This window comes from Brevibacillus sp. SIMBA_040 (assembly GCF_046535075.1).
Lineage (GTDB): Bacteria > Bacillota > Bacilli > Brevibacillales > Brevibacillaceae > Brevibacillus.
On sequence record NZ_JAWRXI010000029.1, the window covers coordinates 21579 to 35558 of the forward strand.

General features: G+C 49.2%; 11 protein-coding genes and 1 riboswitch. Of the genes, 6 read left to right on the plus strand and 5 right to left on the minus strand.

Features of this window, described 5'->3' with window-relative positions; translation table 11 throughout:
- Positions 1-32: 32 nt before the first annotated feature.
- From SB752_RS30150 to SB752_RS30165, 4 genes are all read right to left on the minus strand, one after another.
- Positions 33-713, minus strand: a complete 681-nt coding sequence (locus SB752_RS30150) for a zinc metallopeptidase (RefSeq protein ID WP_410719117.1) — start codon at positions 711-713, stop codon at positions 33-35.
- A gap of 249 nt (positions 714-962) precedes the next feature.
- On the minus strand, positions 963-5495 hold the full coding sequence (locus SB752_RS30155) for a glutamate synthase-related protein (RefSeq protein ID WP_410719148.1): 4533 nt from the start codon (positions 5493-5495) through the stop codon (positions 963-965).
- Positions 5496-5740: 245 nt separating this feature from the next.
- Positions 5741-5881, minus strand: a complete 141-nt coding sequence (locus SB752_RS30160; protein ID WP_162837772.1) for a hypothetical protein — start codon at positions 5879-5881, stop codon at positions 5741-5743.
- Positions 5882-6028: 147 nt separating this feature from the next.
- Positions 6029-7321 (minus strand): glutamate-1-semialdehyde 2,1-aminomutase, encoded by a 1293-nt coding sequence (locus tag SB752_RS30165; RefSeq protein ID WP_410719118.1) that lies wholly within the window; start codon positions 7319-7321, stop codon positions 6029-6031.
- Positions 7322-7476: 155 nt separating this feature from the next.
- On the opposite strand from SB752_RS30165, the gene SB752_RS30170 reads away from it, so the two are divergent.
- The 6 genes from SB752_RS30170 to SB752_RS30195 all read left to right on the plus strand — a co-directional run bounded on the left by SB752_RS30170 (position 7477) and on the right by SB752_RS30195 (position 12816).
- Positions 7477-8319: a PP2C family serine/threonine-protein phosphatase gene (locus SB752_RS30170; protein ID WP_410719119.1), complete on the plus strand. Its 843-nt coding sequence runs from the start codon at positions 7477-7479 to the stop codon at positions 8317-8319.
- Positions 8320-8409: 90 nt separating this feature from the next.
- The gene (locus SB752_RS30175) at positions 8410-9420 is read left to right on the plus strand and encodes an ABC transporter ATP-binding protein (protein ID WP_410719120.1); all 1011 of its coding nucleotides are present in this window, start codon (positions 8410-8412) and stop codon (positions 9418-9420) included.
- Positions 9413-10207 carry an ABC transporter permease gene (locus SB752_RS30180; RefSeq protein WP_213025745.1) on the plus strand — a complete coding sequence of 265 codons (795 nt, stop codon included), beginning with the start codon at positions 9413-9415 and terminating at the stop codon, positions 10205-10207. The genes SB752_RS30175 and SB752_RS30180 overlap by 8 nt, the downstream gene beginning before the upstream one ends.
- A gap of 3 nt (positions 10208-10210) precedes the next feature.
- On the plus strand, positions 10211-11008 hold the full coding sequence (locus SB752_RS30185) for an ABC transporter permease (RefSeq protein ID WP_410719121.1): 798 nt from the start codon (positions 10211-10213) through the stop codon (positions 11006-11008).
- Positions 11009-11322: 314 nt separating this feature from the next.
- Complete coding sequence (locus SB752_RS30190) at positions 11323-11373, plus strand: putative holin-like toxin (protein ID WP_231504337.1); 51 nt, start codon at positions 11323-11325, stop codon at positions 11371-11373.
- Between the two features lie 359 nt (positions 11374-11732).
- Positions 11733-11889, plus strand: a riboswitch (FMN riboswitch).
- Between the two features lie 315 nt (positions 11890-12204).
- A complete protein-coding gene (locus SB752_RS30195) occupies positions 12205-12816 on the plus strand; it encodes an ECF transporter S component (RefSeq protein WP_410719122.1) in 612 nt (203 codons plus the stop codon).
- A gap of 94 nt (positions 12817-12910) precedes the next feature.
- Here the strand turns inward: SB752_RS30195 and SB752_RS30200 are convergent, their stop codons facing one another.
- The gene (locus tag SB752_RS30200; RefSeq protein ID WP_410719123.1) at positions 12911-13660 is read right to left on the minus strand and encodes a DeoR/GlpR family DNA-binding transcription regulator; all 750 of its coding nucleotides are present in this window, start codon (positions 13658-13660) and stop codon (positions 12911-12913) included.
- Positions 13661-13980 lie beyond the last annotated feature (320 nt).

The following is a 13980-nucleotide window of genomic DNA, read 5'->3' on the forward strand; positions in this document are numbered from 1 at the left end:
CCTTAGGTTTTCAAAAGGTTCGATTCAGATGATTAGTCGTCAGATCTGTTGAAGATCATGATGTACTTCGCCAGCTCAAGAACAGAGATCAGAGCAGCGGCAACATAAGTCAGGGCTGCAGCACCGAGAACCTTGCTCGCGCCACCTTCTTCGCTATTGCGGATGAAGCCCATGCTGACCATCAGTTCCTTGGCGCGGCTACTTGCGTTGAACTCAACTGGCAGTGTGATCAACTGGAAGGCAACCGCTGCGGAGAAGAAGATAATCCCGAACAGCAGAAGACCTGACATTTGAAGCAGGAGACCACCAATCAAAAGCAAGGGAGCCACACCAGAAACGAGATTCACAACTGGAAAAATGCGGTGACGTGCAACCAGCATCGGGTACGAAACCTTGTGCTGGATCGCGTGGCCAACCTCGTGACAAGCTACCGACAAAGAGGCGATAGAGTTGCCGAAGTAAACGGGGTCAGACAGGCGCACCACACGCGACATTGGATCGTAGTGGTCAGTAAGTGTACCTGGGATATGCTCTACTGGAACGCTAGTCAAGCCGTTTGCATCGAGCATACGTCTGGCAGCTTCTGCCCCAGTGAGACCGGAGGAAGTAGGGACATCAGCGAACTTGTTAAAGGTCCCTTTAACCCGAAATTGCGCCCAGAGCGACAGTCCGAATGCGATAAAAATTAGAATATCCATGGGGTGGAATAACATTGAACATTCACTCCTCATTTTAATCTATTCAAAAGTGCAAACCATACTCATTCAGTGTGTCCCATATCCATGTATACGAATAAGCATCGTGGTGGTTTCATTATTTATTGTACAATCTCTGACCTTCATTGACAATATTAACGTATGTTTATATGTACACAAAAACACGAGAATGAGCTGGCTGGAGATATTAAAAAGCACTCCCCCGTTAGTAGGGAGGAGTGCAACTAACTTTTTAAGCAAATAGAATCACTCTGTGGACACAGACGGATCGGCCTGCTCTTTCTTCGGCGAAATCATGATAAATTGGGAATCCGCTTCGTCGATCCATTTTTGCACACGGCCAGCCGTTTCGTATTGCTCGGTGGCAAGCAGCTCTTCCTTGTAATGACCAAGCAGCTCCTGCACATCGCTGACTCCCTGCTGATCCAGCTTGTAGAGGAAGACCTTTGCGCCTTTGGCGATGCGGCGCTCCAATGCTGCCTGGTCAAAGCCCATTTCCGGGTTAAGCCTGAGGTAGATGACACCGCCCGTCATCCCTGCACAAATCCAAGGACCTGGATCACCCAGGACAACCGCGCGTCCATTGGTCATGTACTCGAAGGCAAAGCCCTTCAGATTCGCACGTGAGCCAATACCGCCAAGCTCATCCTGAATCGGCTCCGTAATCTCTCCACCAAAGACAACATCGGCACCGGAGAGGCGGATGCAGGCACGGGAATCTGCGTTTCCTTGAACAACGAACAGCCCTTTTTGCGCCCCATAGCAAAAGCTTTTTCCGACAGAACCGTTCACATAAGCACCTTGAAGCCCTTTTGCTTTAAGGACAGAGACGCGGCCACCAAAGCTCGTTTTACCGACACCATCCTGTGCGCCACCCTCGACGCGGATGTTGACGCCTTGGACATTGTACGCTGCCAAACCATTGCCTGGCACACTCCCTGCGACAAAGTTCAAGGATACCTCTGGCAGCGAGGTGTAGCTGCCATCGAGATGGTTTTCTACCCGAGCTCCTGCCCAGCGACTGCCCAGGACACGCTCTCCCGAGAGAATACTGGTGAACGTCTCCTGAATAGGACGATCTGCATTGAAATAACGGCTCTCGGCTGCATTCGTCAAAGCACCTGCTGCTACAAGGACGCGCTCCTCGTTTTCTTCCGTCTGGGCAATAACTGCAGCCTTATACAGCGGGTGCAGCGCCAGCAGTGCCGTCAGATCAATTTTCTCCAGCAGACGCTTCTGAACCAACAGATCAGAGCGGCCTACAAGGTCTTGGGTACGGGTAAAGCCGAGAGCAGCGGTAATGCGTCGTACTTCCTCGCCAAACAAGGTAAAGAACGTTTTCAGCCCAGATACTGCAAGATCAGCCTGACGCGGTACGAAGCGGCGCAGTCCTTTTTCATGAGCTTCCTCTACATTGTCGATTTGCGTAGCGATGCCGACGTGGCATGTATCCAAATGGCAGCCACGGCAAGTCGTACAACCTACGGCGATCATGGCGAGAGTTGCAAAGCCGATCCGGTTGGCACCAAGCAGCATCAGCTTGACAACGTCCGCGGCACTTTTTACACCGCCATCTGCCCATAGCTCCACCTGATCGCGAAGTCCAGCTTCCAGGAGTGCATTGTGAGCTGCTTTGACCCCGATCTCTGCTGGCAAGCCCACGTGCTGAAGCGCATGGACACGGGCAGCACCTGTACCGCCATCGAAGCCGGAGAGGGTGATATAATCTGCGCCTGCCTTGGCTACACCGACAGCAATCGTTCCGATGTTTGGCACAATCGGCACCTTCACGCAAATTTTTGCCTTGTCATTGGCGGTTTTCAGCTCGGTGATCATCTGCGCCAAATCCTCAATCGAGTAAATATCGTGGTTGTTGGAGGGCGAAATCAGATCCGAGCCGATTGTGGCGTTACGAGCCGCAGCGATTTTTGCAGTTACCTTGGAGCCTGGCAGGTGACCGCCTTCGCCTGGCTTTGCGCCTTGACCGATTTTGATTTCTAGTAGATAAGCGGCGTTTGCCAGCTCTACATTGATACCAAAGCGACCGGACGCGACCTGGATGCCGCGAGTATGCCGATAGCGACCTAGCATATCCTTGATCTCGCCGCCTTCGCCGTTCATACAGATCATACCCAGCTGATCGGCTGCTTCTGGATAAGCGCGGAAGGCCGTTTCATTTTGCGAGCCAAAAGACATAGACGAAATCAAGAATGGCAAGGAATGCTCACCAACACTGATATCGACCTGCTCAGGATTGATCTGTTCTTTTGCCTGCTCAAAGTCAAAGTCAGCAACGTGACGAATCGCGATAGGATTGTCCCGCTCGTTTTCATCCAGCTTGAGGGCATAGTCAGAGTAAGGGATGTCGCCAGCTGCCATTTGACCGATCAGCTTCCATAGACGTGGGAAGATATGGAAGGTTTTCGATTCACGTGCTGTTTCACTAGAGAAGTCGTGATGGCGGCGGATGCTGTCCTCTTGCAGGTCAGTAAACGAGACACCTGCCTGCTCGGACCCGCAGAAGTTGACGATGCCAAGCGCTTCTGCTACATCCTGGCGCAAACCGATGGAAGAAAAGAGACGCCCGTAGCCACGCAGCTCGTGGATGCCGATGGTAGAAATGACTTTTTCCAACCCTTTGTTCAGCGCACTGTACAAATTGCTAGCAGACACATCGCCATTTTTGGCAGCAGCTGTTGCAAACATCAGGTAAGGCGAGACAGCATCAGCGCCAGAACCGATGGACAGCGCCAGATCATGCAACGAGCGGATCGCCCCGGATCGCAGAATCAGACTGGCTTTACGACGCAGGCTGATGCCTTCTTGGTCAAAGGAAGCCTTGAGAGCCTGATCGACAGAAGCGATGACGAGCAGCGGGTCCATCCAGTACTTTTCTTGCTGATGAGCGTCTGTATCATCGAGAACGAGCAGAGCCGCACCGTTTTTGACCGCTTGAATCGCAGTCTGGGTAAGCTGCTTCAGTCCTTGCGCATAGCCATCCTCTGCGGTGAAATAGGTGGATAGAATCGCAATGCTGGCTGGATGGTTGTTAAAGTGATGGATAACCTGCTCCAGAGAAAGGGTATGTTGATCGGCAGCCGTTTTTTGCAAGGCTTGCCCTTCTACGAGTAGCGGCGAAGGCAGCTCGATCCGCTGGTACGATCCCGCTTTGGAAGAGAGAGGGACACGCGCGCCAATGACGACACGAGTGGAGAAGTGCTCCATCTCACGGTCGCGGTCAATGGCAGGGTTGGTCACAACCGCTACACTTTCCTTGATAAAATCAGCGAGGTTTTGACGTTCCTTGGAGAGCGCGCCCAGTGGACCGTCGTGACCAAGTGAACGAATTGGTTCCACACCGTTTGTGGCCATCTGCTCAATCAGCTGCACCTGCTCATGATCCCAGCCATATGCACTGTAAATGGAAGAGGTCGGAGCGGCGATTTCTGGTTCTGTAGCAAGAACCTCTGCTTCATATAAGTAGTGCAAATGTTGCCGTGAGCCTGAGCTTTCGATTTTTTGCGAAAAGCGCTCATAAATGATTTGCTGGAGCTGATGATGCGAGAGAACCTCCACCTGTTTTCCAGGATTGAGGACGACACCAACCTTTTCACCAGGAGCAAGCGATTTTGGCTCACTTGCCATTTGATGCACTGGGATCACACCCTGCTCTGACGAGAAGTACAGTGAGGTAGGGCCTTCTACCATCCAGAGCGGACGCAGACCAAGGGCATCTACGCTAAATACGCATTCGTTGGAATAGCGGGAAACGATACCGGCAGGACCTTGGGAAAAATGCCCCCATGCCTGGCGCAGATAAACATAGAGATCCTGGAGATGAGCGGGGAGCAGCTTCATTTCATGGTGAATCGGAGGAAAGACGACTTCCATCGCTTCAAAAAGGCTGAGTCCATACCGATGAATAAACGTCTCGATGGTCCGATTTACATTTTGCGAGTCACTGCCGCCATCGACGAGTGGAACACCCAGCATCTGGGCTTCCTCTTCCAGTTTTCTGATCGTATTGATTTCTCCATTGTGGCCGAGCAAGGAAAAAGGCTGAACCCGGAAAAAGTTGGACAACGTATTGGTGGAATAGCGATTATGACCGACAGTAACAGAGGATTGAAACTGTTCATCTGCCAGGTCGACAAAGTACGTTGGTAAAATGTTTGCGGCCCCCATGACCTTGTAGGCACTGCTTACAGGACTGAGGGAAGCGACATGCACATTGTGCGCAGACTCAATCGCTGTATGAATTTCAAAAAGCTGCTTGCTATATTCTGCTTCGGACAAGCCATCTGGAGCAGATACGGCTAGTTGCCAGAATATTGGCTCATCTTTCCTCCCGTTTTTCCCGAGCACGTCCGAGTTAACGGCATTTTCATGTTCAAGCAAAAGAGTAAGCTGATTGCCTGTAAACAGCGCCCGGATTTCGTCCTGAACTAGCTGTGCATCATGACCTGTTCGTGGGACAAATATATGAGCGACGGCAAATCGAGGATCATGCGCTAAATCCCCATCCAGACCTGCCTGATGCAAATATCTCGACCATAATGTGCGGGGAATATCTGTCAAGATTCCACAGCCGTCACCTTCGCCGTCAATAAAGCCGGAGCGGTGCTCCATTTGAATCAGGGAGCGAATGGTCTCGTCTACATTTTTTCTCGTAGGGATACCCTGTTTTTCGATGATACAGATGATTCCGCAGCTATCATGCTCCATGCGATGATAATCGTGGAATTGTTCAATGGTTTCTTTCTGGTCTCTGTTTAGCATGATTTCTCGGTCAGTTGTGACTGACCATCCACCTCCTATAAACAATTCTGAAACTTCTAAAAATATTGTGGTGTTAAGAATAGCATGAACATTCGCTCAGTGCAATAAAGCGAAAAGGGGCAAATCGTAATGTAAGCGTTTTACCTTTAAGAAAAGTTTTTTTATCGATCGAAACGCCAGTGTATCAACGACAAAAAATAGACACATTCCCTTGGTAATTGGTGGAATGTGCCCGTTTTAGGTGTCTAACGATCGTGATTTTGTGTTTTGTGATGCTCCGTTTTTCGAGGGTTTTGGAATCCTTTTACTTCGAGCATTTTACTGCTCATCTTGGAATCCAGCGTTTTTTCAGGAGCTTGCGGATAGCTCTTTTCGCCTTTTGACACCAGGATCTCCTCCTCAGAAGAATACTGACGTAACATCCGTTAGTATGACCGAAAAAAGAAGCCCATGACGTTGGCAATGGTTGGTTGCCAGTCATGGGCACAGCTCTGATGTCGTTTAAAGGCTCAAAATCGCTCCAGTTTAAACATTTAAGCCTGCAATTTTGCAAAAGAACGGTCTACCGCAGCGATGGTCTTTTGAATGTCTTCCTCGGTATGGGCGGTCGTGATAAACCACGCTTCGTATTTGGACGGAGCGAGGCAGATTCCCTCATCAAGCATGAGACGGAAGAAACGGGCGAAAAGCTCGCCATCGGCTTTTTGTGCAGCATCATAGTCATGGACAGGCTCGTCTGTGAAGTATACAGCCATGGCGCCTTTGACACGATTGAGCTGAATCGTTACGCCATGCCTATCTGCTGCTTCACGAATACCAGTTTCCAGGATTGCACCCAGTCGTTCGAATTCATCATAGACACCGGGCTGCTTCAATACTTCCAGGCACGCGATTCCAGCGCGAATGGAGGCTGGGTTGCCCGCCATTGTTCCGGCTTGATAAGCAGGGCCGAGCGGAGCTACCTGTTCCATAATTTCACGACGTCCACCGTAAGCGCCGATCGGCAGACCGCCACCGATAATTTTGCCAAGTGCAGTCAAGTCCGGCTCTACTCCGAGCAGGTTTTGTGCGCCGCCGTAGCAGAAACGGAAAGCCGTGATCACTTCATCGTATACGACGAGGGCACCTGCTTCATGCGTCAGTCGGTTCACTTCCTCCAGGAAGCCAGGCTCAGGTGTTACGATTCCGAAATTACCGACAATCGGTTCGACCAGTACGCATGCAGTCTCGCTGCCCCATTTTTCAAGCGCCTCAGCGAATGCTGCCTTATCGTTAAACGGAACGGTAATGACTTCGCTAGCGATGCTTTGCGGGATGCCTGCGCTGTCTGGAATGCCCAATGTGGACGGGCCAGAGCCTGCAGCCACCAGCACCAGATCAGAGTGACCGTGGTAGCAGCCAGCGAATTTGATAATTTTTACACGGCCAGTGTAAGCACGAGCTACACGGATGCAGGTCATGACAGATTCCGTACCGGAGTTGTTGAAGCGGATGCGTTCCATAGAAGGAATAGCCTCGCGAATCATGCCGGCGAAGGTAACTTCCCATGGAGTAGGCGTGCCGTACAACGTGCCGTTTGACGCTGCCTCGCAAATTGCTTTGGTTACGTGCGGATGAGCGTGACCAGTGATAATCGGCCCGTACGCTGCCAGATAGTCAATATATTGATTCCCGTCCACGTCCCAGAAGTATGCTCCCTCAGCACGTTCCATTGTGACTGGGGCCCCTCCGCCTACGGCCTTGAAAGATCTCGATGGGCTGTTTACGCCACCAAGAATCACATCCAAAGCTTGGTTGTGCAGCTCTGCGGATCGTTCACGTTTCATGCTTAATCCCTCTTTTCTTGTCCCAAAAGTCCTTCATTATCTTACCACAGCGAATGACTGGGTGGGTATGGACCAACAGCTCTGAATGTGAAAAAGGAAAAAATGATACAATTTTTGGGCAAATCACAACACACACATAAAGGCGGTTGTCCACTATGAAAGTCGAGTGCATTTCGATCAAGGGTAGCGGCAAAAGCAACGAGGATGCTTATGTTATTTCACAGGCCAAGCACGTATTTGCAGTGGTAGACGGTGTTTCTGCTCTCGTCCCTTATGAAAATGAAGCGGGGCAGACGGGGGGAGCTATTGCCGCTGAGCTCGTAAAGCGCCAGCTGGAGGCTTTGCCAGAGGAAGTGGCTCTGCATGATTCACTGTGTATGGCGAATGATGAGCTGCGTGACTGTATGGGCAAAAGTCAGATCGATGTAACGCAGAAGGAAACGCTCTGGGGTGCAGCGTGTGCAGTGGTTCGAGTAGGGGAGGCGCATATTGAATACGCGCAAACAGGGGATTGCATGATTTTTGTTGTTTATGCAGACGATACAGTACGCCCCTTGACGCATCTGCAGGTCAATCATTTGGAGAACAAGGCTTTTGCCAAATGGGAGGAAGGAATTGCCCAAGGTGTAGGGACCCGCACCGAGCTACTGGAACGATGTATGGACACACTCGTCCACAATCGGTATCAGGCAAACACACCAGGCGGATACGGTGTATTGAATGGGGAGACTTTTGCTCGGGATTTCATCGAATACGGACGTGTGAATCGGATTGCTGTTAAGGCATTGGTGCTTTTGACAGATGGACTTTTCATGCCGCGCCCTTATGGAGGAGTCGAGCCAAATTGGGAACAGACTGTTTTGCCGATCGTTCATAAAGGACTGCAGCGATATACCGACGACCTATTGGCACTGGAAAACAGCGATCCAGAATGCACTAGCTACGTTCGCTTTAAAAAGTCGGATGACAAGACAGGTATTGTCCTGTATCTGGAATAGCAGTTTTGTGCAGTTTGCCTTTTGCACAAATTGAATCGCTCATATACACTAACAGGTGTTGTGCAACCGAGTAAAAAAGGACGGTTTTCCATGATTCAAGTTAATCATTTACAAAAGGAGTTTCGCATCCATCAGGCCAGATCAGGACTTGGTGGTGCTTTTCGCGATTTGTTCAGCCGCGAATACAAAACAGTAAAAGCGGTGGACGATCTTTCCTTCACGGTAGAGGAAGGCGAGATGTTTGCGCTGATTGGGGAAAACGGCGCCGGTAAATCGACGACGATCAAAATGCTGACGGGAATTCTGACCCCCAGCGATGGCGATATCGTGATTAATGGCTATGTTCCTTTCAAGCAGCGTGAGGAATACGTGCGCTCTATTGGGGTCGTTTTTGGACAGCGCTCGCAGCTGTGGTGGGATTTATCCCCACTAGAGTCGTTCCGTCTGTTAAAAAGCGTCTACAAGGTAGATGAGGTGGAGGGAGAAAAGTGGCTGAATCGTTTGATTGAGGAGCTGGAAATTACACCCTTCGTCAGTCAGCCAGTTCGTAAGCTGAGCCTGGGCCAAAGGATGCGGTGTGAGGTAGCCGCCTCTCTGATTCACAAGCCGCGTCTGTTGTTCCTGGATGAGCCGACAGTCGGGCTGGACGTTTTGGTAAAGCAAAAGATTCGTGAGTTTCTGCGCAATTTGAACGAGACGGAAAACATGACGATTTTGCTCACTACCCATGACGTTTCAGATATTGAGGCCCTGTGTAAACGCGTGCTCGTTATGGACAAAGGAAAGCTGATTTTTGACGGACTGCTAAATGACCTGAAGGAAAAATGGGGCAATGGCACTGAGGTGTCGTTCCAGATGAAAAAGCGCACGTCGGCAGACGATCTACGACATGCTTTGGGGGATATGCCCTGTGAAATCGAGCAGGTCAACGAATATGCCCTTCGCGTAAAAGTGGCGCGTAGTCAGGAAATGCTGCCGTTTGTTTTGTCGACAGTCATGTCTGCGTTTGAGGTCAGTGATGTCAAAATCCTGGAGACGAGCACGGAGGAAATTGTGCGCAATATTTATTCGACAGACAGCGAGGTAGTAAGCCATGCGTAAGCTTTACATGGAACTGATTCGCATGCGTTTTTTGACCATGCTTGCCTATCGGGTAAATTACTACAGCGGCATCATCATTTACGCCATCAATATTGGAGCGTACTACTTTTTATGGGGAGCGATCTACGGCGGACAGCAGCAGCTTGGAGGTCTTTCCGTCGAGCAAATGACGTCCTATGTCGCGATCGCCTGGATGTCCCGAGCGTTTTACTTCAATAACATCGACACGGAAATAGCCCAGGATGTGCGAGAGGGTAAGGTCGCGATCGAGATGATCCGGCCGTATAACTATCTCACGGTGAAAACGGCGCAGGCATTTGGTGAAGGGATTTTCCGGTTCCTGTTTTTTGCGGGTCCTGGTATCTTCCTCATAAGCCTGATCATACCGTTCAGCTTCCCGGCCACGGCAACAGGGTGGGGCTTGTATCTCATCAGCTTGATGTTCGCCTTTTTGATTAATACGCAGGTCAATCTGCTGACAGGCTTGTTCACATTTTTCCTGTTCCGAAACGACGGGATGATGCGTGCAAAACGGGTAGTTGTCGACCTGATGTCCGGTCTCGTGCTGCCTATCAGCTTTTTCCCGGGCTGGGCTCAGACGGCTATGGACTTTTTGCCGTTTCAAGCAATCAACTATTATCCGAGCCTGATCTTTACAGGTGCAATCACCCCGTCACGGGCGTGGGAGCTGATTGGATTTCAGGTCATCTGGATGTTCGTGATTCTGGTTCCCATCTTGCTTCTCTGGCGCAGAGCCAAAAGCAAGCTGGTCGTGCAAGGAGGGTAGATCATGCAAAACATCAAGCATATCATAGGCATTTTCGCAGACTACCTGGGGCAGTATTTCAAAACAAGACTCGCCTATCGTGCTGACTTTCTAGGCGATCTCGTATCCAACCTGATCTCAGAGCTGATCAATCTGGTGTTTATTATTGTCGTGTTTACACATGTTCCGATGATGAAGGAATGGACGCGCGATGAAATCATTTTCATCTACGGATTCTTTTTGGTTCCGTATGCTCTGTTCTCCATGTTTTTCGGCTTCTGGGATTTCAACGAGCGCTATATCATCCGAGGGGAAATGGACCGTATTTTGACCAGACCGATACACAATCTGGCACAGGTCTGTCTGGAATCGATCGCACCAGACCGGATTTTTGGAGTCATTACCGGCTTGATCATCATGGGCTATGCGGCGATTCAGCTGAAGCTGTCGTTTTACTGGTATGACCCGCTGATTTTTATCGGACTCGTCATTAGCGGCGCGCTCATCTATGGAGGCGTGTATACAGCCATTGCCGCCGTCAGCTTTTTCTCCGACTCGCGGACGGGGATTGCCCCGATGATTTACAACATTCAACAATACGGGCGCTATCCGGTTGATGTGTACAACAAGGTCATTCGTTTTGTGCTCACCTATGTGCTGCCCTTTGCCTTTGTCGGAGTCTATCCGGCAGCGTACTTTTTGCGCAAAGAGGTTTGGTATACGTATGCGGCACTTACGCCACTGATGGCTGTGATTTTCTTCGGGGTGGGCCTTTTAGTTTGGAACTGGGGTGTCACAAAGTACAGGGGAGCGGGGTCGTAAACTCACTTAGGCTGCCGAGGAGAAATCGGCAGCCGCTTTTTGAACGTATAGGAATTTGTAAGCGAATGACGCTTATAAATTCCGGAGTGCTTGAAAACATTCCGCTAAACGCGGTCGCTCTTCCTTGAGGAAGCCTCGATAGAGGTTTTCTTATGAATTCATTTATAATGGGAATTGTCTTTTGCTAATACTTCTCGTAAAATTAAGACAATTCAATAGGACGGGCTCACTCAAGGGTGGTCGGCTCACTCTCTCACTTTTTACAGCGAGGGGGTGATGCTATGGAGGTTTTTGAAGCGTTGACGCTCATGTTTATGTTTGGCATGTTCATCCTCGCTTTGTTAACTTACCTTAAAAAGAAATAGACCGCCCTTGAGCTTACCAGGCTAGGCGGTCTTTTCGCTATAAGCAAGTGTGAGCCGATCCCTTGTGGGAACGTCTATTGATGTAGCCGTAGGTGCGCCAACACCTACGGTTTTATTTATATCCGATTCAGAAAAGAAAAATTCATTATGCAAACCAGTAATTATACAACAACTATAACATGACGAACGGGAGTCGTTCAATAATTGAGTGTGGAAAATAGATAAGAAACGGGTGAATGACGGATAAATCGAGATAATTCCAACTAAATATATGGGGAAAATGAGCAAAAGTGTCGTTTTGGCACTTTCCACTATTGTCAAATCAAAAAACAGCAGTATAATATGCTGTATACAACTTCACATTCCTTCGGGGCAGGGTGAAATTCCCGACCGGCGGTGATCATGCTTATGTAGCGTGTTAAGCCCGCGAGCCTCCCTAGCTGTCAAAAGCGACGGAGTGCAGGATCTGGTGAGATTCCAGAGCCGACAGTACAGTCTGGATGGGAGAAGGATGACGACAGTACGTTTACCACACGTGCTTGTTTGCCTGTGCAAACGGGATGAGACGCAGGGGTGATTTGAGAAAAATTTGCCCGCTTGTTTCTCGTACCTAGTTTTTGCGCGAGCTATTTGTCATGCGCTTGTACCAGCCCTGAGGAGATATTATCCTCAGGGTTTTTTCGTATAAGTGCAGCCGAGGCTCTGCCAAAAGCCATGGCGTAGCCAGGTTTTTGAATACATGTTGCGACGATTAGCATTCAAAGACGTGTGGATTCACGATCACTGTTGCCATTCCTCAAGAAGGAGAAAAAAACTTGGGAGATGGTACACATGAAAGAAACAGCGCTGCATACTTCACGCTCGCGCTCAACTCAAAAGCTGGTAACGATTCCGATGCTGGCTGCGGTTGCTTTTATTCTGCAATACCTGGAGGTTCCGATTCCGCTGATGCCTAGCTTTTTGAAGCTGGATTTCAGTACGCTGCCAGCTTTGATCGGGGGACTTATGTTTGGTCCCGTAGCAGGCGTCATTATCGAAGTAATAAAAAACACACTGCACATGCTCTTGAAAAATACAGATGGACTGATTATTGGTGAAATCTCCAACGTGATTGCGGGTGCGTGCTTTATTTTGCCGGCGATCTATATGCAACGCCTGGGCAAAGGGAAAAAAGGCTTCCTGACAGGTCTTGCTTTGGGGACACTGCTGATGACGATCGTTATGGCGATTGCCAATGCGTACGCGCTCTTGCCGGCTTACGCTGTGCTGTATCAAATGCCGATTGAACAACTGCTCGCGATGTTCAACGCGACAAGCATCTGGTCGCTTGTCTTGGTAGGTATCGTGCCGTTTAACCTTTTCAAGGGAGTAGTCATCTCGTTGATTGCGTATCCTGTGTTCGCCAAACTGGCACCGAGATTGCAAGTAAGAACAGAGAAATAACGATAAGCATATTGGATGTGAGGCCTCTGTCCCGATGTGGGACGGAGGTCTTTTTTGTTGATGCAAGGCCTGGCCAATGAAAAGCCGCACAATTTTACACCAGAACAAGCTTCCCGTTAAAATGAGCCATTTCCTGAAGAATTGTGCCATCGTCCTGATTCGTGATCATGGTTGTAATATTATCCATTTCGCAGACTGTCACCAACGAGGATTTGCCGAACTTGGTTTTATCCACTAGCGCGATGACTTCCTTGGACTTGGAGATAAAGCAGCGTTTGACCTCGGCGTCCTCTAGACTGTAATCGGTTGGCCCCGAGTTGAGGCTGATTCCTGCAAGCCCCATGTAAAAGCGATCGTAGTTGAATTTCAGAACGGTGTCCTTGGCAATTGAGCCTACCATCGACATTTCCGATTTTCGCAGCATGCCGCCTACAAAGTAAACCTGGTGCTGGCTTTTCGCCAAGATGGAAGCAGCTTGAAAGGAATTGGTAAATACCGTTAAATTATTCTTTTTCAATAGCTCTTTGGCAAATTCGGCTGCTGTCGTGCCGACGTCGATGGCGATTACTTCGCCTTCACTGACTTGTTCCGCAGCGTATTTGGCGATTTGCTTCTTCAGCTCCAGATGCTGCTTGTGCCGCTGATGAAACATCGGCTCAATCGAGTTGCTAGGAAGGGCTGCACCGCCCCTTTGCCGGATGATCAAGCCGTCGTTTTCCAATTCGGACAGGTCGCGGCGTACTGTAACGGTGGAGACTGCCAGCAGAGAGGCGAGCTCATCTATCGATAGGGGGGATCGGCGGTTCAAATGCTCCAGTATTTCTTTGGCACGTGGATTTTCCATCTTCGTATAACCTCTCTCAATTTTAATGATTAAATAAAGGAATAAATGAAAAGTTTCGATTTATATGATTAATTTTGATCATGAAATGATAATATCATGATTCAAATTATAAATAAATGAAGACTTTCTGAATAATAATCCTAATCGATAAATTTCAACAATTTTATCTACCATCCATGAAAAACAGCGAGAGGACAAGGGGTAGATACAAATTATTTTACAAGAAGCAGGTGCAATATTTTGTTGACATGGATTGAAGAAGAGAATATTCTGAAAAATATAGATCAAAAAATATCAATATTTAAACTAATTGATCGTGA